This is a genomic window from Bradyrhizobium arachidis, assembly GCF_015291705.1.
GTDB lineage: Bacteria > Pseudomonadota > Alphaproteobacteria > Rhizobiales > Xanthobacteraceae > Bradyrhizobium > Bradyrhizobium arachidis.
The window spans coordinates 7,183,294-7,203,579 of the sequence record NZ_CP030050.1 but is presented as its reverse complement, the minus strand read 5'-3'; the positions used below and the strand labels follow the sequence as shown (position 1 = coordinate 7,203,579).

Below are 20,286 nucleotides of genomic sequence, written 5' to 3'. Positions count from 1 at the left end.
GTTGCGACCCGTGATGACGCGAAGAGGTGAGGCGGAGAGCGCCGGGCCGTTACGGCGCGGTGCAGTTCGGCAGCGAGGACAGGAGGGCGGGGCCCTCGCAAGCCGCGCGGCAGCTGCGCGGGCCCAGCGGCCAGCCGCGCAGGGCGACCGGCATCGCGGGCTTCCCGAGCCAGCCGCGATCGAGCAGGATCGACGTTGCGGCATTGGCGCTTCGTGGGCCCTGTAACTCCGCCTCTTCGGCGGTCGGCGAGGTGAAGCGCACCGTCAGCGAGAGCCCGTACACGAGCGCCGAGGCGGCGGCCTTCCGTTTCGGTGCGATTGCAAGCTGTTTCCAGTCCATCGTTCGTCTCCGTCCGGATGATGTGACATTGCGATCTTTAGCGAACCGGATAGTCGACTGCGCCAGAGCGATTGCCGTCCCTGTCGAGCGATTGCTGCTACCGCACGCGCCTGCGCCAATCGCTCGGCGTTTCGCCGGTCAGCTTCTTGAAGGCCGCGGCGAAGGCGGTCTGCGAGGAATAGCCGAGCGCTGCGGCGATCGAGACCACCGGCTCGTCGCTCCCGCGCAGCATGTCCATGGCCTGCTCGAGCCGGTGCTGGCGCAGCCAGGCATGCGGCGAGAGCCCGGTGCTCTCCTTGAAGGACCGGCAGAAATGGAAGCGCGACAGTCCGGCGTCGGACGCGAGCGCCGAGAGCGAGACATCTGCATCGCTGTCCGAGCGCAGACGTTCGATCGACCGGCGCAGAACCGAAGGCGAAAGACCGCCGATGATCGGCTGCGGCGTAGCAGCAACGCCCGCATGAGCGGCCAAGAGGCGCGTGGCGAGCAGATCCGTCAGTTGTTGCCTGAACAGCGTGTCCAGCGTGGCGCTGCCTTCGAGCGAGTCGGCGGCGCTCAGCAGCAGCCGCGACGTGATGGCGTCAGGATGCCCGGTTCGCTCCAGCAGATCGCCGGGGTTCGTCGTGTTGGCCTCGTCGGCGATCCGCAGCAGCGTCCTCTGCGGAAGATAGAGCTGGACGACATGCATGGGGCGGTGGATGTCCCATCGCGATGTCGAGCCGGCCGGAATGATCGTCACGACGCCGGGACGCGCCGTCGAAATCGCGGCCGTCCTTCCCGTGCGTCGTTCCAGCGCCTGCGAGCCGGCGGGATAGGCCATGACGACATGATCGGCCATGGGCTCGACGGTGTCGTGCAGCGGTTCGTGCCTCCAAAAGGCGATGGCGCCGCTGCTGGAATCGGAGGCCATGCGAAGCGGCTTCGTCTTGAGCACGCGTGCCATCTCGGCATCGGCGGCGCGACGCTCGGACGTCGCGTGATCGTCCGGCCTTGCGCCAGGTATGGGTGGCAAACCCTTGGGGGAGGGATTGCGCATGAGTGTGGTGCTCCCGGTCATTGCGTGGCTCCTCCCGATCGCTTCGAGCTCAGATCAGGTGTCCGTGTTTCTACGGGTCGGGGGCGTTCTAGGCGCTGCCCGGGCCGAGCGTCTTGCCTGAAGCGCCCATGCTTTGCCCGATCCTGCTCCGAGCCGGCGCGCGCTTTCGCAAACGCCCGACGCGCAGCGCCGCGTCGTCGCAGTGCCGATTTCGCGAGAGGAATAAATTCGCTGAAAAGGCCCGGTGCCGGCGGCCGAGGCGGGGCCCTGGCCGGCGCCGCCGCGGGCGGATGGCTTGCACAGAATATCCCGCCTCCGGCATGATAGGCCCGGAGGTTCGCTTCGCCGTGTCATTGAAGAATCCGGACGCAGTCGCAGCCATCGTTGCAGCGCTTCGGCACGTTTACGGTGACGAGGTCGCGCGAATGATGCTCGTCGGCGGCATGAGCCTCGCCACCCTGATCGATGCGATGTTTTCCGCGCCCTTGACGCATCGGCAGGCCGTCCGGGCGATTACCGACGGATTGGACGATTTTGTCGTCTCTCCGGACCTCGGTCTCATGTGGCACCTCAAGTACATCTATGGAGACCAGCCCGGTTCGCTGGATGTCGTGGACATGGAGATCGCCACGATGAACGGCACGCTGGCGAGCAAGGACGTCTGGCTTCGCCTGGCCTCCTAGAGCAGAACTCGGCCCGGTCCCGGATTGAAGCGGAATCGGCAAACCTGAAGTATTGATTAAAATTCTAATCGTGCGCGGTTCATAATCTTAGCGTCGCGCCTGTATGACCTCTCGCAAAAATTTGTTTTTGCAGGAGACGTATTATGGCTGCTGCCGATCAGACTTTCTCTCAGGCCATCGACATTTCAGGCCGCCTCGTGCGCGCCGCCAATTTCGCGCTGGACAATTGGTGGATATGGCTGCTGGCCGCCGCCGCACTCTGGCTGATGCTGAAGATCCGCGCGCAGCATGCGCTGATCGCGCAGCTCGACGAGCGCGCGGATGCGGCCTTCGGCGACGTCGACGCGCTGCTGGTCGAGCGGCACACGCTGATCGGCAATCTCGTCGAGATCGTCCGCGCCTTTGCCGCGAGGGAGCATCAGTTGATCCGCGACGTGCTCGATGCGCGCATCGACGCGCTGGAAGCGATCAGCGGCAGCGGCGGCGTGATCCAGAGCGAGACCCAGATCGCCAGCGTCCTGCAAAATCTCTTCACGGTCAGCGAAAACTATCCCGCGCTTGCCAGCGCCGCCCATTACAGCACGCTGCGCTCCGACCTGATCCGGATCGAGGACCGCATCACCGCGGCGCGCAAGTTCTACAATCTCGCGGTCGAGGAATTGAACTCGGTCCGCCGTGCCTTCCCCGGCAATTTCATCGCGATGATCGGGCACAATCCTCCGCGCGAAAAGTTCGTGCTCGGCGACCGCCGTGCCGAGCTGGCGGAGCCGGTCAAGATCGCGCTTTAGGCCGAAAGGGCTGGCGCCAACAGGGGCTAGGTCATGGCGGTTCACGGCTACGTCACCCACGCCGCGCACAACAGGCGGTTCACGGCGTTGCTGGTGCTGGGCTATGTGCTGGCCTTCGAGATCATCGGGGCCTTCGCCCTGACGATGATCCTGCTCTCCGCCGACCATGAGCATACCATCCTGACCGATCCGGCCGGCTATGCGCTGCGCTACGCACTGCCGATCGCGATCGTGGCCGGATTCGTGTTCTGGTGGATCTACAGCAGTCACGCCAAGGCGGTGACGAAAGTGCTCGGCGTCCGCATTGTCACCCGCGAGGACGAGCCGCGTTTCGTCGCGATCGCCGAGGAGCAGTGCACCGCGCTCGGCGTGCGCCTGCCGCGTTTCGGGATCATCGAGGCGAGCGAGCCCAATGCCGTGACCGCAGGCGAGGGGCCGACCCAAGGTCTGATCGCGGTCACGCGCGGCCTGCTGGACCTGCTCGACGACGACGAGCTTGCCGCGGTCCTTGCCCATGAGGCCTCCCATATTCGCCACGGCGATACGCGGCTGCTCGCCGCCAACCACGCCTTGATGCGCACCGCCATCATCATGCAGATGAACAATCCGCTGCGCTTCGAAGACTGGCGGCAGATGGTCATCGCGGTGCTGATCCCGCCGATGCTGCTGCTGATGCTCGCGAGCAGCGCGATGACGTCGCTCTCCATGCGGCTGTCGCGCGCGGCGCGGCGCGGGTTGAAGCTGAGCCGCGACCACGTCGCCGACGGCGAGGCCATCCGCGTCACGCATTTTCCCGAGGCGCTGCTCAGCGCGATCGCCAAGGTCAGCGACCGGGGCTGCTTCGTCGGCAGCGACCGTGTCGAGGGTCTGCTGTTCGACGGGCGCGCCGATCACGAAGGCGGAAGCCATCCGTCTGCCACGGATCGGATCGAGGCCATCGGCCACCTTGGCGGAGAGCTGATGAATCCGGCGCGGCAGCGCCGCGACACCCGCGTTCCGGCGCGGCCCGTGTTCGGCAGGCGCCCGCGAATAGAAGCTGCAACAGCCTATCCGCTCGATGCGTCGGGACGTCCGCTGGAGCGGCCGCGCCCGCCGTCCCGGCATCCTTTGCTGCTCTACTTCACCGACCACGAGCTCTACATGCAGTGGCACAATGCCTGCGTGGCTTGGACGGAATGGCAGCTGAACGAGCGTCGCAATGTCCTCGGCGTGATGCCGAAACTGATGATCCCGCTCGGCCTTGCGTTTGCAGCGGTGCTCTATCTCTACTGGCCGAAGGACGGAAACCTGTCGAAGCTGGCGAGCCTGATGAACCCGGCGGGGATGGTCGATATCGCCCGGATGACGAATTCGGGACCGTTCTGCAGCGGCCCATCCTATCCCGACGGCAAATGCGCTACCAAAGGCGCGCCGGCGCCGAAGCCGAACAACCAGGTCGCGCAAAGCGCGCCTGCTGCCGCGCCGGCAGGCAAGCCGGGAGCGAACGGCGGAGTCTGGGCTGAAGGCAGCGATCGTCCAACAGCGCCTTCAGCCTTCATGCCGCTCTTGCTGTTCGGCCTCGTGGTGGTCGGGATATTCAAGCCGAAACTGCTCCGCGCGCTGTTCGGCCATCTCGAGCCGCTCGAGATCGATCGTCGCAAGTCGCGTCCGGACATCGTCGAAATCGACGAAGAGATCGTCAGGAACGACCAGCCAAAGTGGAACGCACCGCCGCCGCCGAGTGCCCCGCTTTCGGCGCCGGTGTTTGGCCGGAGGAGGGTGTAAAGTCGCTTCCCGGTCTGTTCGCCAAATGGCGCGGACGATCTAAGCCCGGCTCAGCCGATCGCGCAGGAATTCGATGAAGCGCTGCGTCTTGGCAGGAAGCAGTCTGGTCTCGGTGACGGCATAGATGGTCATGGGCAAGCCCTGCCATTGCGGCATGATGCGGCGTAGCCGGCCGGCTGCGACTTCGTCGGCGACGATTTCCTGCGGCACGAAGGTGATGCCCATGTCGAGGGTCGCGAGACGGCGGAGCATGCCGATGCTGTTGAGGTGGAAACGGCCGCCGACCTCGGCGTCTAACATTTGCATTCCGTTGTGCAGCTTCCAGCTGCTTACCCTCGTCTGGCAGAGGCATTGATGGTGCGCGAGGTCCGCGGGTTCGCGCGGCTCGCCGTTGAGTTCGAGATAGCGCGGCGAGGCGTAGAGATAGCCGTGCAGGCGGGCGAGCGGCCGCGCGATCATGTGGGACGCCTCGGATTCTCCGATGCGGATCGCGAGATCATACGGCTCGGAGACGAGGTCGACGCGCCGCGGCGTCAGGTCGAATTCGAAATCGATACCGGGATAAAGCTGCGCGAATTCGGTGATCAACGGCGCCAGATAGGTGTTCGCGAAATCCACCGGCAGCGAGACGCGCAACAATCCGCTCGGCCGCGCCAGCATTTCGCCGAGCTGCTCGTGCGCGAGGCGTGCTTCGTCGACGATGCGCTTGCAACGCTCGAAATAGAGCTGGCCGGCTTCGGTCAATTCGATCCTGCGCGTCGTGCGGTTCAGGAGGCGAAGCCCGATCTCCTTCTCCAGCAGGCTGATCCGTCGCGACAGGGTGGAGTTCGGCATGTCCAGCGTCGCCGCAGCGCCGCGGAAGCTCCTGGCTTTCACGACCTCGACGAAGAGCGCCATGTCGTTCAACAGCTCCATAAGATTATTCCATATGTGGACCAATCTATTCCATTATACGCCATTTATTCCATGAGATGGAGGGTCCATCTGCCTTCTCGACAGCAACGAGAAGGAACTCGCCATGAAATCGCTATTCAGTCCCGTCCGCGTCGGTGGACTTGAGCTCCCGAACCGCCTCGTCATGGCGCCCATGACGCGGTCGCGCGCCGCCGCCAATGGCACGCCCGGCAGCCTCGCCGCCGACTATTACGCGCAGCGCGCCGGCGTCGGTCTGATCGTCACCGAGGGCACGCAGCCATCTGACGACGGGCAGGGCTACATGACGACGCCAGGTATCTACACGCCGGCGCATGTCGCTGGCTGGCGCAAGGTCACCGATGCCGTGCACGGCAAGGGCGGCCATATCTTCATCCAGCTCATGCATGCCGGGCGCATGTCGCATCCCGACAACACGCCGCATCACCGGCAGGGCGTGGCCCCCTCGGCCATTGCGCCGGATACCCCGATGTTCACGGCGACCGGCATGCAGGATATCCCGCAGCCACGCTCGCTCACCACCGACGAGGTGCGCCGGACCGTCGCCGACTTTCGCGACGCTGCGCGCTGCGCCATCGCGGCGGGAGCGGACGGCGTCGAGATCCACGGCGCCAACGGATATCTGGTCCAGCAATTCATTGCGCCGAGCGCGAACACCCGAACCGATGCCTATGGTGGCTCGATCGAAAATCGTGCGCGTTTCGCCATCGAGGTGGCGGCCGCCATCGCTGGCGAGATCGGCGCGGACAAGACGGCGATCCGTCTGTCGCCCGGCATCACGATGTGGGGCATCGACGAAGGTGTCGAAGGACCTGACCTCTATCGTCATCTGGTCACTGAGCTCGACAAGCTCTCGCTCGCCTATCTGCACATCATGCATCAGGGCGACGACCGCCTTCTTGCCGATCTCCGCAAGCTGTGGCGCGGCAGGCTGATCGTGAACAGACCGGGGCGTCCGCGCGACCTCATCGGCGCCGACGTCGCGGCCGGACTGGCCGACATGGAGGCGTACGGCCAGATGGTCCTGGCCAATCCCGACGTCATGGCGCGCCTGAAATCCGGCGCCCCGCTGAACGAGGCGGATCGCACCACCTTCTTCGGCGGCGACGCCCGCGGCTACACCGACTATCCTGCGTTGGGTGCGACTGCTGCGGTCTGAGCACTCCCGGTCATCGCAATCATCGGCTCTGCACCGCGCCCGCGGTGCGAGCGTGCTCTTCCCGAAGCCGAATCGCCGCTGGCTCGCGGCGACGCTAAGCCAGCATTCCGTCGAGATCGGAATAGATGACGTCGGCCGTGCGTTGATAGTGCTGCTGAAGCAGACGCACGGCCTTTTCGGTGTGCTTGGCGAGAACCGCCTGAAGGATATCGCTGTGCTCGGCACCGACCTTGCGCGCCGGATAGGCCTTTGCGATCGACATCATGCGATAGCGATAGAGACGGTCGGCGAGCTGCTCGCAGAAGCCGAGCAGCGGACGTGAACCGCAAAGGCCGATCAGCGTCGCGTGGAAGGCGCGGTGCACCTTCTCCCAGTCCGGATTGTCCTCGAACGTGTCGGGCTTGAGCGAGCGAGGGGTGCGGTCGAGCCGGTGATGCGCCACCAGCAGAGCCTCTTCCCAGCTCTGCGTCGCATTCTGCATGGACTCGCGGAGCGCCAGGCCTTCGACCCAGCACCGCGTCTTGGTCAGCTCCTGCAGCTCCCCCTTGCTGACCTCCTTCACATAGAAGCCGCGCTGCTCCATCCCGACGACGAACTCCTCGGTCGTCAGCCGGTTGAGCGCCTCGCGCAGCGGGGTCTGCCCGACATTGTACTGCTCCATCAGGAAGCGCGACTGCAGCTTGCGACCGGGCGCGAGCCGGGTGGTCAGGATGTCGGCCTTGAGGCGTGCGTAGATCGTGGTCGCCAGCGTTGCCGGTTGGTCGTCCTTCTGGCTTGGCAGGTCAGGGCTCATGGGCATCCCATTGGAATCTCTGCGTCTGTGTACATTAGCAGGGTTTGGACCTGTTATTTATAAATTTTTGCTTTACTGACGATTTTGTACATATTAATGGACTGACATTCGCGTTTCCTGACAAGGAAGTCCAATGTCCGACTTTCCGGTGACGGCCCTGCGCAGCGTCGAGGTCACGACGCCGCACCTCGCCGGTTCGGTCGAGTTCTACAGCAAGGTCTGGGGCCTCGACGTCGTGGCGGAAGCGGACGGCACCGTGTACCTCGCCGCGACGGGCAGTGACTTCCACGTTCTCGAGCTCACACCCGGTGAGGCGACGTCACTCCGAAAGATCAGCTTCCGTACCCGCTCGCTTGAAGATCTGCACCGCCTGTTCGCGCGTGCGCGGCAAGCCGTCTGTGAGGTGATCAACTCACCCGCGCCGTCGCCTGCGCCCTCGGGCGGGACAAGCTTCGTGGTTCGCGAGCCACAGGGCTGCGCCATGGAGTTCGTCCATGGCGATCATGTAAGGCCGCCGCGCGTGATCGCGGATCGCCCCGAACGGCTGGCGCATGTCAACATCAACAGCGCCGACATCGAAACGCTTTCGACATTCTATCAGGACACCCTGGGGTTTCGGCTGACGGATCGCTCGAAGCTGATGGCGTTCCTGTGCTGCAACAGCGATCACCACGCGATCGTGCTTGCCGAGGCCCCTCGCAACGGCCTCAATCACATTGCCTTCCTGATGCCTGATCTGGAGTCCGTCATGCGCGGCTCCGGTCGCATGGTCGACCATGGCCACCCGATCGGATGGGGCGTCGGTCGTCACGGACCGGGCGACAACGTGTTCGCCTATTTCGTCGATCCGGCCGGCACCGTGATCGAATACACCGCCGAGGTCTTGCAGATCGACGACAGCTACGTCGCGAAAGGCCCGACCGATTGGGTCTGGCCTCCGGGACGAACCGACCAGTGGGGTATCGCCCCGCCCAAGTCCGACACCTGCAAGACGGCGCAGCTCGCCATTCCCTTCACGGCGGCGCGCGCATGACGGATATGGCTGGCGCTACCGACTATGACGTGCTCGTCGTCGGCTTCGGGCCGACCGGCGCCGTTGCCGCGGGCCAGCTCGGCCGGCTCGGTCATCGCACGCTCGTCATCGACCGGCTCACCGATGTCTACGACAAGCCGCGTGCGATCGCGCTCGATCACGAGATATTCCGTCAATTCGACAATATGGGCCTCGCGGATGCAATCTCGCCCTTCATCGAGCCCTTCACCGCATCGGAGCATTTCGGTGTCGACGGCCAGTTGATCCGGCGCATCGACATGGTCGCAAAGCCCTATCCACTCGGCTACACGCCGAGCATGGTGTTCAGCCAGCCCGCGGTCGAGACCGAGCTGCGCCGCCACGCGATGAGTTTTTCCAATGTGCGGGCCGAGCTCGGCGTCGAGCTGCTCGATCTCGTCCAGACCTCCGATCGCGTCGAGGCGCGCCTGAAGGACAGCGACGGACGGCATCGTTCCGTGACGGCGCGCTACGTGCTTGGCTGCGACGGCGCCTCGAGCACCGTGCGGCAGATCGCGGGGCTCGGCCTCGAGGATCTCGTCTTCGACGAACCCTGGCTCGTGGTCGACATGCGCGTGAACGAGAGCGCGCTGGCCCGCCTGCCGCAATGCTCCGCGCAGTTCTGCAATCCGGCGCGCCCCGTGAGCTTCCTGATCGGCCCGAAGAACCACCGCCGCTGGGAGATCATGCTGCTGCCGGGCGAAGACGTGCGGCAGATGGAGCGGCCCGACAATGTCTGGAAGCTGCTCTCGCCCTGGCTCACGCCGCATGACGGGGACTTGTGGCGGGCTGCCTCCTATCGCTTCCACGCGCTCGTTGCCGCCGACTGGCGGAGCGGCAGGATCCTGATCGCCGGCGATGCCGCGCATCAGCAGCCGCCCTTCATCGGCCAGGGCATGTGCCAGGGCCTGCGTGACGCTACCAACCTCGTCTGGAAACTGGATCAGGTGCTCAAGGGCGTGTCCTCCGACAGTCTGCTCGACAGCTACACGGTCGAGAGAAAGCAGCACGTCATCGAGCTAACCGGCAAGATCAAGGCGATCGGCCAGTCGATCTGCGAGCGCGATCCGGCCGCGGCCCGCAAGCGCGATGCGCAAATCCTTAGCGATGGCGGCGGCAAGCCGCTGCTCTTGACGCGGCAGGAAATCATCCCGCCGCTCCGCGCAGGATGCCTGTCGCATCAAGAGACGCCGGCGCGCGGCAGCCTGTTTCCGCAGCCGCGCATCGCAAGCGGCGGTACGGCTCGCCTGCTGGACGAAATGATAGGGGCCGGCTGGCGCGTGTTGATCGACGGCCGCAGCAATGATGCCGCGTCCATGCTCTCGCTCTGTGCCGCGCGCCCGGACGTATCGGCAACGGCCGTCGCGCCTGCTGGGGCAGGTCGGCCGAATGTGCTCGAAGAGACCGAGGGCGTACTCGCGAGCTGGTTCGACCGCCACGGTGTCGTCGCCGCGATCGTGCGGCCCGACCATTACGTTTTCGGCACCGCGCGCAATACTTCTGAGCTCGGCGATCTCCTGCGCGAGATCGGCTTGTATTGTCGCGACGTCCCGGCCGAGCAAGCAAACCTAATTCCCGATCAGACAATGGAGAGAACGCCGTGAAACTGGCCACTGTAGCGATCGACGGCCGCACCACCTGGGGCATCGTCGAGGGCGAGACCTTTTTTGATGTCGGCACCGCGCTCAAGGCGCGCTATGCCGATCTCAAGGCGGCCATCGGCGCCGCCTTCGCCGGTGTTGCGGATGCAAAGTCCTCCGCCGCCACTCTCCCGATCTCGAAAGTCACTTGGCGGCCGGTCATCCCGAACCCGGACAAGATCCTGTGCGTGGGCCTGAATTACGAGACCCACCGCAAGGAGACCGGCCGCGCCGAGGTCGATCACCCCACCATCTTCTCGCGCTACGCCAACAGCCAGACCGGACATTTGAGTCCGATCGTGCGGCCGCGCGTCTCGACCCACCTCGATTTCGAGGGCGAGCTCGCGGTCATCATCGGCAAGGCCGGCCGCTACATCTCCCGCGCCGACGCCATGGATCATGTCGTGGGCTATTCCTGCTACAATGACGGCAGCATCCGCGATTTCCAGCGTCACACCCATCAGTTCACGCCGGGCAAGAACTTTCCGGACACCGGTGCATTCGGGCCCTGGATGATGACGTCGGACGAGCTCGGTCCGCTCGGCGAGCTCAAGCTGCAGACCCGCCTCAACGGACAGGTCATGCAGGAAGCGCTGATCAAGCAGATGATCTTCGATATCCCGCGCCAGATCGAATACTGCTCCACGTTCACGCGGCTCGAGCCCGGCGACGTCATCGTCAGCGGCACCCCGGGTGGCGTCGGCGCGCGGCGCGAGCCGCCGCTCTGGATGAAGCCCGGCGACGTCGTCGAGATCGAGGTCGAACGCCTCGGCGTGCTCAGGAACGTCGTCGCAGACGAAACCTGATCGAACGACGGCCGCCGGCGACGGCGTGCGAACGATCAATAAAACCCGCAAAGCGGAATCTTTCAGGGAGGAACATCATGTCCGCACTATCCCGTCGTCTGCTGCTCGCCGCCGCCGCGCTTTGTTTCTCTCTTCCGGCCTTGGCGCAGCCCTGGCCGCAGAGGCCGGTGACCATCGTCGTGCCGCAGCCGGCGGGCAACAGCCCGGACGTGATGTGCCGCCTCATCACCGAAAAGCTCTCGCGGACCCTCGGGCAGCAATTCGTGGTCGAGAATCGTCCGGGTGCCGCAAACCTCGTCGGCACGCAGTCCGTCGCCCGTGCGGCGCCGGACGGCTACACGTTCCTGTTTGCCACGTCGGCCGCGCTCGTCACCAATCCCTACACGTTCAAGAAACTGCCCTACGACCCCGTGAAGGACTTCGTGCCGGTCGCGATGGCTGCCAAGAGCAACCACGTCCTCCTCGTCAATCCCGAGGTGAAGGCCAATACGCTGCCGGAGTTGATCAAGCTCGAGAAGTCGGCGCCGGGTTCATTGAGTCTGGCCGTCGATGGTGCGCGCAATCTCTCGGGCCTGATCGCTCAAGCCATCAACAAGAGCGCCGGAACCGGCTTTGTGCTCATCCCCTACAACACGACCACGAATGCGGTGCAGGACGCGATCTCGGGCCGCATCCAGGTGACGATCCAGTCGGCGTCCATCGCCGAAGCCTTCATCAAGGCAGGTACGCTGCGACCGGTCGCCGTTGCCGGAGCCAAGCGGATCGACTCCCTGCCGGACGTTCCTGCGATCGCGGAGACGCTGCAAAGCGTCGACCTGCAGGGCTGGTTCATGTTCATGGCGCCAGTCGGCACGCCCGCCGAGATCGTCGAAAAGCTGAGCGCCGAGATTGCAAGCGCCCTGGAATCATCCGATGTGCGCGAGCGAGCTCCAACTCTCGGTTTCGATGTCAGCGTTGGCGATGCCGTGACGACGGCGGGCGCAAAGCGTTTCCTCGATCAACAGCTTGCCTCGTCCGGCAAGATCATTCAGGGACTCGGTATCGAGCCGGAATAGCGGGCAGACGCCTCGCGTTGCGGCTGGCGCATCGTCGCGGGCGCCGCGCCGGGCTCGAGAGGCCGGATTCACACGGGCCGCGTGATTAACGGTTTCTTAGCGCTAGTCATGCGGATGATCTGCATGGGAATACCTGGGGAGACTGCTCCCATGCTGAACGACGGTACCTACGCGGCTTGGTACAAGACGCCGCTCGAGCAGGGCACCGGCATCGTCCATGTCGCAGACGGCCAGATCTGGGGCCGCGACAGCCTGATGACGTATCATGGTTCGTGTCAGGTCGACGGCGATCGCTTCACCGCGACCGTGTCGACGAAGCGTCATACCGAAGGACGTGACACGGTCTTCGGCGTCTATGATGAGCTCACGCTGAACATCGTAGGGACGTGCCCCGGCAAGATCGCGACTTACACCGCGACGGCGGGACAGGCGCCGGGAGTCGTCCTCGAGGGAACGCTGATCCTGACGGAAAAGCCGGCGGCGGCGCCTGAGCGAACGGCTCAGGTCCCCGCGTTCAATCCCGACAAGCTTCCAAAACTGCCGAAGCGCTCCCGCTGATCGCGGCAGCGTGCGCCGGCCGGCGAAATCGCCCGCGCCGACATGTCGCGCCCCCGGCAGCGCAATTCTGCATCCTCAAACTTCCGCTGCGGCGCTTCTCAAATGGCCCGTCACGCGTCATTGTGATGCCGCACCAGCATCACCTTGGGAGCAGCATCACATGTCGGACAAGGTCTCGCGCCGCCAGTTTGCCAAGCTGGCGGGATTGTCCGCAGCCGGAATCGCAGGTCCCGTCGAGCTGGCCGATGCCAAGCCGGTACCGGCGCCGCGGGGCATGGACGGCTTTCCGCCGGGCTTCGTCTGGGGCACGGCGACCTCGTCCTATCAGGTCGAGGGCGCGGTCAATGAGGATGGGCGAGGGGCCTCGATCTGGGACACTTTCGTGCGCATCCCCGGCAAGATCGAGGACGGCACCACCGGCGACCGCGCCAATGAGCATTATCATCGCTATAAGGAAGACATCGCGCTGATCAAGGATCTCGGCTGCAAGGCCTATCGCTTCTCGATCGCCTGGCCGCGGGTGTTTCCGGATGGTGACGGCAAGCCGAACCCGAAAGGACTCGACTTCTACAATCGCCTCGTCGACGAGCTCCTGAAGAACGGCATCGAGCCGTGGGCGACGCTCTATCATTGGGATCTGCCGCAGTCGCTCCAGGACCGCTTTGGCGGCTGGCGCTCGACCGAGACCTGCAAGATCTTCGGCGACTATGCCGGCTATGTCGCCGAGCGCCTGACCGATCGCGTCAAGAACGTGTTCACGCTGAACGAGAGCGGCCGCTTCGTGCAGTTCGGCTATGGCCTGGGCATCGATGCGCCCGGCGCGACGCTGCCGCAAGCCGAGGTCAACCAGGTCAGGCACAACAGCGCGCTCGCGCACGGGCTTGCGGTGCAGGCGGTGCGTGCGCGCGGACGCCGCGGCACCAAAGTGGGGCCGGCCGAGAACATCGACGTCTGCGTTCCCGCGATCGACACGCCCGAGCATGTCCGCGCCGCCGAGATCGCGCTGCGCGAGATGAACGCCGGCTATCTCAACGTCATCATGACGGGCCAGTATACCGACGCCTTCCTGAAATATGCTGGCGCCAATGCGCCGAAATATACCGACGCGGAACTGAAGATCATCTCCTCGCCGGTCGACTTCCTCGGCCTCAACATCTATGCGCCGCAGAACTACGTGGTGCCGTCCGACCAGGGCGCGGGCTTCATGCCGCTGCCGATCCCGAAATCCTTTCCGCACATGAATTCGAACTGGCTCCGCGTCGCGCCGGAGACGATCTACTGGGTGCCGAGGCTCGCGGCAAAGATCTGGAAGACGGATGCGATCTACATCACCGAGAACGGCACCTCCGGCGAGGACGAGATCTCGCCGGACGGCAAGATCTACGACACCGACCGCATCATGTACCTGCGCAACTATCTCGCCCAGCTCCAGCGCGCGACGGCCGAGGGCGTGCCGGTGCGCGGCTATTTCCTCTGGAGCCTGATGGACAATTTCGAATGGGTGTTCGGGCTGAACAAGCGGTTCGGTCTCTACCACGTCAATTTCGACACCCAGGTGCGCACGCCAAAGCTCAGCGCGAGCTTCTACCGCAACGTCATCGCGAAGAACGCCGCGGGAGTGTGATGTCTTCGCCTCTCCTCGCGTGCCGGGAGAGGCCGGATTTTACGCGCAGCGGAAAATCCGGGTGAGGGGGACGCGGCCCGTCTGTCGCGTTTGAGCTGCCCTGACGCAAGATTGCGCAGCAATTGCCGTTTAGCCTGACGGACCAATCGCTTCACAGGTATCGCTGCGCCTCACGCGGAACCGGGGCTTCTACTGTGCATGGGGTTGTTTTTCACTTTTTGCAGAGAGGCCGTCCGGCACCGCCGATTGACTCAACTCTCCCCCTGATTCACAACGCCTCTCAACACTCATAACAAGAGGACAACGCCCATGGCTGACGCGCTGATCATCGATGCATGCCGGACCCCGCGAGGTGTCGGCAAGGCCGGCAAGGGAGCACTCTCGGGCATTCATCCGCAGCAGCTGGGAGCAACCGTGCTGCGCGCGCTTGCCGAGCGCACCGGCATCAATACCGCCGACGTCGACGACATCGTCTGGGGCTGCAGCGCGCAGGTCGCAACGCAAAGCGGCGATCTCGGCCGCATGTCGGCGCTCGACGCCGGCTATGACGTGCGCGCCAGCGCCGTGACGCTGGATCGATTCTGCGGAAGCGGCATCACCAGCGTCAACATGGCCGCATCCTCGATCATGGCGGGCGCCGAAGACCTCGTCATCGCCGGGGGCTGCGAGATGATGTCGATGGAGGGTCGCCGCGGCGGCGGTCCGATGATGATGGACTCTGGCAATCTGCGCCTGCGGGCGAAGCATCCGCAGTCGCACCAGGGCGTCTGCGCCGATGCGATCGCGACACTTGAAGGCATCACGCGACAGGACGTCGACGCGCTCGGTCTCGAAAGCCAGAAGCGCGCGGCGCATGCGATCGCGAACGGCCACTTCAAGAACAGCCTCGTGCCCGTCCATCGCGAGGACGGCAGCCTCGCGCTCGACCATGAAGAGTATCCGCGGCCGCAGACCACGATGGAGGGCCTCAGCAGCCTGAAGCCGGCGTTCCCCGCCGTCGCCGACTATGCGCTCGACGACAAGGGCACGACCTATCGCGGCCTGATCCTGCAGAAATATCCCGATCTCGACATCGACTTCGTGCATCACGCGGGCAATTCGTCGGGCGTCGTCGACGGCGCGGCCGCGATCCTCCTGGCTTCACCCGCCTACGCCAAGGCGCATGGCCTTAAAGCCCGCGCCCGCGTGGTGGCGATGGCCAACATGGGGGACTCGCCGACGTTGATGCTGAACGCACCGGTGCCGGCGACGCGCAAGGTGCTGGCGAAGGCGGGGCTCTCCATCGATGACATTGATCTCTTCGAGATCAACGAGGCCTTCGCGGTGGTGGCGGAGAAATACATCCGCGATCTCAAGCTCGACCGCGCCAAGGTCAACGTCAATGGCGGCTCGATCGCGCTCGGCCATCCCATCGGCGCCACCGGCTCGATCCTGATCGGCACCGTGCTCGACGAGCTCGAACGGCGCGGCCTCAAGCGCGGCCTCGTCACGATGTGCGCCGCCGGCGGCATGGCGCCGGCCATCATCATCGAGCGCGTCTAGCCAACCTCGTCTTCACCGCTCCCCTTAAAAACGGGGAGAAGAGGCGGCTGCAGTGCGATCCAACCCTTATTTTTCAGGGTGAATCGCACGCGGTCGTTCGGTCGTCGCTTGTCGAAAGCCGCGAATCAGCTTTAGCAAGGTTGCGTGCGGGCCTTTGAAACAAGGTAAAATCCGCTGCCTGAGGCTTCCTCCGCTCCGGAAGTAGCTAAAAAGCAGGGTTTTTTGCCACAGGGGGCCAAAAAAGCCCGTAAATTCGCGACAAAACTGTGCAGAAGGCTATAGGCCTTCGCCGGTTGGTCTAATATGCAACCGGCAACGAATCAGAGGAGACACGATGCCGACCCAACTTTCCAAATCGCAGTTGATCGAAAAGATTGCGACCGCCACCGAGCTTTCCAAGCGCGACGTCAAGAACGTCATGGAGACGCTGACCGACGTCGGCCACAAGGAGCTCAAGAAGAACGGCCTGTTCCTGGTGCCGGGCTTCGCCAAGTTCGTGGTCATCAAGAAGCCCGCGACCAAGGCGCGCAAGGGCACCAACCCGTTCACGGGTGAAGAGATGATGTTCAAGGCCAAGCCGGCCCGGAAGATCGTCCGCGCCCGCCCGGTCAAGGCTGCCAAGGACGCCGTGGCCTGATAACGCAAAGGCCCCCTCGATGAGAGGGGGCCTTTTGATTTGGGGCAGTCGCAAGGGCCTGAGACGGAGGGCTCAACCCTTGCGGCGCTTCACCCGGACCGGGATCGGCTGAAGCCGCGGCTCGGGTCCCGCGACCTCATCGCGCACCCGGTCGATGGCGCGATCGAGCAGCTGGCGCAGCCGCTGCGTCTTGCGTGATCTCCTTGCTTTCTCCAGCAGTTTCTTCATCGCATTACTCCGCCGCTTCGATCTTCGGATCGACCTTGGCTTCCGCCGGCTCGAGCGCTGCGGCGATGGCCTCGTCGACGCGCTCCAGCCAGATGAATTCGAGGTTGTCCCGCGCGCTCTTCGGGATGTCGTCATAGTCCCGCTTGTTGCGCGCCGGCAGCATCACCCGCTTCAGGCCGGCGGCGGCCGCGGCCACCACCTTCTCCTTGATGCCGCCGACCGGCAGCACCAGGCCGCGCAGCGAGATCTCGCCGGTCATCGCCGTGTCGCTCCTCACCGTGCGATTGGTGAGCAGCGACGTCAGCGCCGTGAACATCGCAACGCCCGCGCTCGGTCCGTCCTTCGGGGTGGCGCCCGCGGGGACGTGAACGTGGATGTCGCTCTTCTCGAACAGCTGGGGATCGATGCCGAACTGGGAGGCTCTGCTCTTCACCAGTGTCAGCGCAGCCTGCACGCTCTCGCGCATGACCTCGCCGAGCTGGCCGGTCAGGATCATGCCGCCGCGGCCGGGCACGCGCGAGGCCTCGATGAACAGGATGTCGCCGCCAACAGGGGTCCAGGCAAGGCCGGTGGCCACGCCCGGAATGCTGGTGCGCTGCGCGATCTCGCCTTCGAAGCGCGGCTGGCCGAGCACGGTGCCGATGTCCTTTGTCGTCACCACCACCTTGGCAGCCGTGCCTTCGGCGATCTGCACCGCGGCATGGCGGAACACCTTGCCGATCTCGCGCTCGAGGTTACGCACGCCGGCCTCGCGGGTGTAACCCTTGACCACCAGCTTCAGCGCCTCCGGCTCGATCTCCGCCTGCTCGGCCGAGAGGCCATTAGCCTCCAGCTGCCGCCGCACCAGATACCGCCGCGCGATCTCCAGCTTCTCGTCCTCGGTGTAACCGGCGAGGCTGATCAGCTCCATGCGGTCCAGCAGCGGACCGGGAATCTGGTCCAGCATGTTGGCGGTCGCGATGAAGACCACGCGCGACAGGTCGAATGGCACGCCCAGGTAATTGTCCCGGAACGTCCCGTTCTGCTCGGGGTCGAGCACCTCCAGCATGGCGGCGGAGGGATCGCCCTGCACGCCGCGGCCCATCTTGTCGATCTCGTCAAGCATCATGACGCAGTTGCGCGCGCCCGCCTTCTTGATGCCCTGGATGATGTTGCCGGGCAGCGCGCCGATATAGGTGCGCCGGTGACCGCGGATCTCGGCCTCGTCATGCACGCCGCCTAAGCTGACGCGCACGAAGGGGCGATCCATCGCGCGGGCAATGGATTGGCCGAGCGAAGTCTTGCCGACGCCGGGCGGGCCGACGAAGCACAGGATCGGGGCCTTGCCCTGCGGCGCCAGCTTGCGCACCGCCAGATATTCGATGATCCGGCTCTTGATCTTCTCCAGGCCGAAATGATCGGCATCCAGGATGCGCCGCGCCTCCTTGATGTCGATCGGCTTCTCCTCGGGGAGGGCCCAGGGCAGTTCGATCAGCCAGTCGAGATAGGTGCGGACCATGCCGGCTTCGCCGGCAGCCTCCGGCATGCGCTCGTAGCGGCGCAGCTCCTTCTTGGCATGCGCCTCGGCTTCAGGGGGCATGTTGGCCTTGGCGATCGCAGCCGTCAGCTCGGTGACCTCGGCCGCCTTGCCGTCGCCTTCGCCCAGCTGGCGCTGGATGGTCGCCATCTGCTCGCGCAGGATCGCCTCGCGCTGCCGCTCGTCGAAGGAGGCCTTGGTCTTCTGGCCGATTTCATTGCTGATGCGCAGCACCTCCAGCCGCTCGGCCAGGTGCTTCGACACCTTCTCGACGCGCAAAGCGAGGTCGATGGTCTCCAGGACCTCCTGCTTGTCCTGCGGCTTGATGTCCATGAACGAGGTTGCGAGGTCCGCCAGCGCGCCGGGCGCAGTCGTGCCCTGGAACATCGCGATCAGCTCGGGCGGCGCCTGCGGCAGCAGCTCGATCGCCTCGATGGCCTGGCGCTGCAGGTTCAGCGCGCGCGCCTCGATCTCGGGCGAGCTCGTAGCCGGCTCGGGGATCTGCTGGAAGCGCGCGGCCAGGAACGGCGTCCCCGGCAGGAAGTCGAGGATGCGCGCGCGCTGCACGCCCTGGCAGACGATGTGATGGGTGCCATCGGGCGCAGTGATGTAGCGCACGATGTTGGCGATGGTCGCGACCCGGTAGAGATCGTCCGGCCCGGGCTCCTCGATCTCGGGGCTGCGTTGCAGGACGATGCCGACCGGCCGCTGCTCGCGCAGCGCCTGCTGTGCGGCGGCGATGGACTTCGCCCGGCCGATCGCGATCGGCGCGATGGCGCCCGGAAACAGCACCATCTCGCGCACGGGGATGATGATCAGCGCGTCTTCGGGGATCTTCACGTCAGGACCGTTTTGGGAATTGGTCTGTTCGGTATTCATCTGTTCGGTGGCCATGATCGACCTCAGGATTTGGCGAGGCGCAGTGCGACGCAGCCGTCCATTACGAAGCGGCTGATGGCGTAGCGGCCGATGGGAAGCGCGATGCGCCGCTCAAAACGGCCCTGCGGCAGCTCGAGGCGGTGGATGCGGGCGTTGCGAAGCTCCGGCGGCAGCGTGCGCTGGCCGGAGATGATGAGCACGCCGTCATGGATCACCGTCTCGACGTTGTCAGGATTGACGCCGGGGAGCGCGACCAGGATCAAAAGCTCATGCTCGGTCTCGAGCACGTCGATCGGCGGCTCCCAGCAGGCTTCCTGGCGGCCGAACTGCTGGCGCAGCCGTTCGGCGCGGGTCAGCGAGTCCAAAGCTTCGGACAGCATCCAGTCGAGGGGATTTTTGGGTTGCATGGCAAAAACTCGGGGAAGGCGCTGCGGTTGGAAAACGAGGATATGGGGATGGTTCCCGCAAATTCCAGCATCGCGCGTCTGGAGCATGCCTGGCCTCTCGAACCGGAGGCCCTTGCAGTCAGGCGCTTCGACGCCGCAGCCATGTTCTGCGGCGTCGAAGGCAACAGTTGGGCGGGCGGCGCCGATCAGGCGGCTTCGCGGTACCCTTCTTCTGCTTCGAGGTTGATCACGGAGGTGGCGAGCTCCGTCAGCGCGTGGTCGGTGGCCTCTTCCTCGTCGAGCGTCTCCTGGAGCAGCCTCGCTGCGTCATGCATGCCGAGCTCCTCGGCCCAGGTACGCAGTGTGCCGTAACGGGAAATCTCGTAGTGCTCGACGGCCTGTGCCGCGGCGAGCAGGCCGGCATCGAGGGCAGGGGCGTTCTTGAACTCCTTCATGATCTCGGCGCCCTCGTCGGTGATGCCGTTGATCGCCTCACACGGCTTGCCGCGTGCCGGCTTGCCCAGCATCCTGAAGATCTGGTCCAGCCGTTTCACCTGGCCCTGGGTCTCGCGCAGATGCTTGTTGAAGGCCGCCGCAAGGTCCTTCGAATGGGCCGCCTTGGCCATCTTCGGCAATGTCTTGATGATCTTGTTCTCGGCGAAATAGATGTCCTTGAGCGTCTCCAGAAACAGGTCGCTCAGCATCTTGGGCGCCCGACGCGGACGGCGCGCTGCGGTCTTTTTCTTGGTTGCACGTTTCTTTGCTCGTTTAGCCATAGATCCTCCTCATGAGGCGACACGGGAAGGCATGCCCTTCCTCAATCCTCACGCGATCAAGAGCCGGGATCAGCAAATGTTCCTCGCGAAGG

General features: G+C 64.8%; 20 protein-coding genes. 12 read left to right on the top strand and 8 right to left on the bottom strand.

The features are described from left to right. Nucleotides 1–49: 49 nt before the first annotated feature. Both WN72_RS33885 and WN72_RS33880 read right to left on the bottom strand, forming a co-directional pair. Complete coding sequence (locus WN72_RS33885) at nt 50–340, bottom strand: hypothetical protein (protein WP_027562394.1); 291 nt, start codon at nt 338–340, stop codon at nt 50–52. A 97-nt stretch (nt 341–437) separates the two neighbouring features. Next, complete coding sequence (locus WN72_RS33880) at nt 438–1,397, bottom strand: helix-turn-helix transcriptional regulator (protein ID WP_092216056.1); 960 nt, start codon at nt 1,395–1,397, stop codon at nt 438–440. A 404-nt stretch (nt 1,398–1,801) separates the two neighbouring features. On the opposite strand from WN72_RS33880, the gene WN72_RS33875 reads away from it, so the two are divergent. The 3 genes from WN72_RS33875 to WN72_RS33865 all read left to right on the top strand — a co-directional run bounded on the left by WN72_RS33875 (nt 1,802) and on the right by WN72_RS33865 (nt 4,611). Beyond that, a complete protein-coding gene (locus tag WN72_RS33875) occupies nt 1,802–2,059 on the top strand; it encodes a hypothetical protein (RefSeq protein WP_231164093.1) in 258 nt (85 codons plus the stop codon). 143 nt (nt 2,060–2,202) lie between these two features. Next, nucleotides 2,203–2,847, top strand: coding sequence for a LemA family protein (locus WN72_RS33870; protein ID WP_092216055.1), 645 nt, complete (start codon nt 2,203–2,205; stop codon nt 2,845–2,847). A 33-nt stretch (nt 2,848–2,880) separates the two neighbouring features. Continuing rightward, nucleotides 2,881–4,611: a M48 family metalloprotease gene (locus WN72_RS33865; protein WP_092216054.1), complete on the top strand. Its 1,731-nt coding sequence runs from the start codon at nt 2,881–2,883 to the stop codon at nt 4,609–4,611. 39 nt (nt 4,612–4,650) lie between these two features. Here the strand turns inward: WN72_RS33865 and WN72_RS33860 are convergent, their stop codons facing one another. Continuing rightward, the gene (locus tag WN72_RS33860; RefSeq protein WP_027562399.1) at nt 4,651–5,526 is read right to left on the bottom strand and encodes a LysR family transcriptional regulator; all 876 of its coding nucleotides are present in this window, start codon (nt 5,524–5,526) and stop codon (nt 4,651–4,653) included. Between the two features lie 103 nt (nt 5,527–5,629). Here WN72_RS33860 and WN72_RS33855 point away from each other — a divergent pair, with 103 nt between their 5' ends. Then, on the top strand, nt 5,630–6,703 hold the full coding sequence (locus WN72_RS33855; RefSeq protein ID WP_092216053.1) for an alkene reductase: 1,074 nt from the start codon (nt 5,630–5,632) through the stop codon (nt 6,701–6,703). Nucleotides 6,704–6,797: 94 nt separating this feature from the next. Here WN72_RS33855 and WN72_RS33850 read toward each other — a convergent pair whose 3' ends face one another. Beyond that, nucleotides 6,798–7,496, bottom strand: coding sequence for a GntR family transcriptional regulator (locus tag WN72_RS33850; RefSeq protein ID WP_027562401.1), 699 nt, complete (start codon nt 7,494–7,496; stop codon nt 6,798–6,800). A gap of 133 nt (nt 7,497–7,629) precedes the next feature. Between WN72_RS33850 and WN72_RS33845 the strand changes: the two genes are divergently transcribed. The 8 genes from WN72_RS33845 (at nt 7,630) to WN72_RS33810 (ending at nt 16,409) form a co-directional block, all read left to right on the top strand. Continuing rightward, nucleotides 7,630–8,529 carry a VOC family protein gene (locus WN72_RS33845; RefSeq protein ID WP_092216052.1) on the top strand — a complete coding sequence of 300 codons (900 nt, stop codon included), beginning with the start codon at nt 7,630–7,632 and terminating at the stop codon, nt 8,527–8,529. Continuing rightward, nucleotides 8,526–10,151, top strand: coding sequence for a bifunctional 3-(3-hydroxy-phenyl)propionate/3-hydroxycinnamic acid hydroxylase (locus tag WN72_RS33840; protein WP_092216051.1), 1,626 nt, complete (start codon nt 8,526–8,528; stop codon nt 10,149–10,151). Before WN72_RS33845 ends, WN72_RS33840 begins: the two co-directional genes overlap by 4 nt. Continuing rightward, complete coding sequence (locus tag WN72_RS33835; protein ID WP_092216049.1) at nt 10,148–10,993, top strand: fumarylacetoacetate hydrolase family protein; 846 nt, start codon at nt 10,148–10,150, stop codon at nt 10,991–10,993. The genes WN72_RS33840 and WN72_RS33835 overlap by 4 nt, the downstream gene beginning before the upstream one ends. Nucleotides 10,994–11,070: 77 nt before the next feature. Continuing rightward, nucleotides 11,071–12,048 (top strand): Bug family tripartite tricarboxylate transporter substrate binding protein, encoded by a 978-nt coding sequence (locus WN72_RS33830; RefSeq protein WP_092216047.1) that lies wholly within the window; start codon nt 11,071–11,073, stop codon nt 12,046–12,048. 150 nt (nt 12,049–12,198) lie between these two features. After that, on the top strand, nt 12,199–12,606 hold the full coding sequence (locus WN72_RS33825) for a hypothetical protein (RefSeq protein ID WP_027562406.1): 408 nt from the start codon (nt 12,199–12,201) through the stop codon (nt 12,604–12,606). 160 nt (nt 12,607–12,766) lie between these two features. Beyond that, nucleotides 12,767–14,230: a GH1 family beta-glucosidase gene (locus WN72_RS33820; protein ID WP_092216043.1), complete on the top strand. Its 1,464-nt coding sequence runs from the start codon at nt 12,767–12,769 to the stop codon at nt 14,228–14,230. Between the two features lie 309 nt (nt 14,231–14,539). Next, a complete protein-coding gene (locus tag WN72_RS33815) occupies nt 14,540–15,772 on the top strand; it encodes an acetyl-CoA C-acetyltransferase (protein WP_092216041.1) in 1,233 nt (410 codons plus the stop codon). Between the two features lie 334 nt (nt 15,773–16,106). Next, nucleotides 16,107–16,409, top strand: a complete 303-nt coding sequence (locus tag WN72_RS33810) for an HU family DNA-binding protein (protein WP_027528369.1) — start codon at nt 16,107–16,109, stop codon at nt 16,407–16,409. A gap of 72 nt (nt 16,410–16,481) precedes the next feature. On the opposite strand, the gene WN72_RS33805 is transcribed toward WN72_RS33810, so the two are convergent. From WN72_RS33805 to WN72_RS33790, 4 genes are all read right to left on the bottom strand, one after another. Continuing rightward, nucleotides 16,482–16,637: a hypothetical protein gene (locus tag WN72_RS33805; RefSeq protein WP_167380805.1), complete on the bottom strand. Its 156-nt coding sequence runs from the start codon at nt 16,635–16,637 to the stop codon at nt 16,482–16,484. 4 nt (nt 16,638–16,641) lie between these two features. Continuing rightward, nucleotides 16,642–19,047, bottom strand: a complete 2,406-nt coding sequence (lon, locus tag WN72_RS33800) for an endopeptidase La (protein WP_092216039.1) — start codon at nt 19,045–19,047, stop codon at nt 16,642–16,644. 8 nt (nt 19,048–19,055) lie between these two features. Then, entirely contained in the window at nt 19,056–19,439 is a 384-nt protein-coding gene (locus WN72_RS33795) for an Hsp20/alpha crystallin family protein (protein WP_027562410.1), read from the bottom strand. Between the two features lie 185 nt (nt 19,440–19,624). Continuing rightward, the gene (locus tag WN72_RS33790; protein WP_092216037.1) at nt 19,625–20,194 is read right to left on the bottom strand and encodes a YciE/YciF ferroxidase family protein; all 570 of its coding nucleotides are present in this window, start codon (nt 20,192–20,194) and stop codon (nt 19,625–19,627) included. Nucleotides 20,195–20,286 lie beyond the last annotated feature (92 nt).

What these genes read in the sequence shown, in the direction of transcription:
- lon (WP_092216039.1), bottom strand. Translation starts at nt 19,047, where the DNA reads ATGGCCACCGAACAGATGAATACCGAACAGACCAATTCCCAAAACGGT.
- WN72_RS33885 (WP_027562394.1), bottom strand. Translation starts at nt 340, where the DNA reads ATGGACTGGAAACAGCTTGCAATCGCACCGAAACGGAAGGCCGCCGCC.
- WN72_RS33860 (WP_027562399.1), bottom strand. Translation starts at nt 5,526, where the DNA reads ATGGAGCTGTTGAACGACATGGCGCTCTTCGTCGAGGTCGTGAAAGCC.
- WN72_RS33855 (WP_092216053.1), top strand. Translation starts at nt 5,630, where the DNA reads ATGAAATCGCTATTCAGTCCCGTCCGCGTCGGTGGACTTGAGCTCCCG.
- WN72_RS33850 (WP_027562401.1), bottom strand. Translation starts at nt 7,496, where the DNA reads ATGAGCCCTGACCTGCCAAGCCAGAAGGACGACCAACCGGCAACGCTG.
- WN72_RS33820 (WP_092216043.1), top strand. Translation starts at nt 12,767, where the DNA reads ATGTCGGACAAGGTCTCGCGCCGCCAGTTTGCCAAGCTGGCGGGATTG.
- WN72_RS33790 (WP_092216037.1), bottom strand. Translation starts at nt 20,194, where the DNA reads ATGGCTAAACGAGCAAAGAAACGTGCAACCAAGAAAAAGACCGCAGCG.
- WN72_RS33880 (WP_092216056.1), bottom strand. Translation starts at nt 1,397, where the DNA reads ATGACCGGGAGCACCACACTCATGCGCAATCCCTCCCCCAAGGGTTTG.
- WN72_RS33870 (WP_092216055.1), top strand. Translation starts at nt 2,203, where the DNA reads ATGGCTGCTGCCGATCAGACTTTCTCTCAGGCCATCGACATTTCAGGC.
- WN72_RS33825 (WP_027562406.1), top strand. Translation starts at nt 12,199, where the DNA reads ATGCTGAACGACGGTACCTACGCGGCTTGGTACAAGACGCCGCTCGAG.
- WN72_RS33795 (WP_027562410.1), bottom strand. Translation starts at nt 19,439, where the DNA reads ATGCAACCCAAAAATCCCCTCGACTGGATGCTGTCCGAAGCTTTGGAC.
- WN72_RS33840 (WP_092216051.1), top strand. Translation starts at nt 8,526, where the DNA reads ATGACGGATATGGCTGGCGCTACCGACTATGACGTGCTCGTCGTCGGC.
- WN72_RS33815 (WP_092216041.1), top strand. Translation starts at nt 14,540, where the DNA reads ATGGCTGACGCGCTGATCATCGATGCATGCCGGACCCCGCGAGGTGTC.
- WN72_RS33830 (WP_092216047.1), top strand. Translation starts at nt 11,071, where the DNA reads ATGTCCGCACTATCCCGTCGTCTGCTGCTCGCCGCCGCCGCGCTTTGT.
- WN72_RS33805 (WP_167380805.1), bottom strand. Translation starts at nt 16,637, where the DNA reads ATGAAGAAACTGCTGGAGAAAGCAAGGAGATCACGCAAGACGCAGCGG.
- WN72_RS33810 (WP_027528369.1), top strand. Translation starts at nt 16,107, where the DNA reads ATGCCGACCCAACTTTCCAAATCGCAGTTGATCGAAAAGATTGCGACC.
- WN72_RS33865 (WP_092216054.1), top strand. Translation starts at nt 2,881, where the DNA reads ATGGCGGTTCACGGCTACGTCACCCACGCCGCGCACAACAGGCGGTTC.
- WN72_RS33845 (WP_092216052.1), top strand. Translation starts at nt 7,630, where the DNA reads ATGTCCGACTTTCCGGTGACGGCCCTGCGCAGCGTCGAGGTCACGACG.
- WN72_RS33875 (WP_231164093.1), top strand. Translation starts at nt 1,802, where the DNA reads ATGATGCTCGTCGGCGGCATGAGCCTCGCCACCCTGATCGATGCGATG.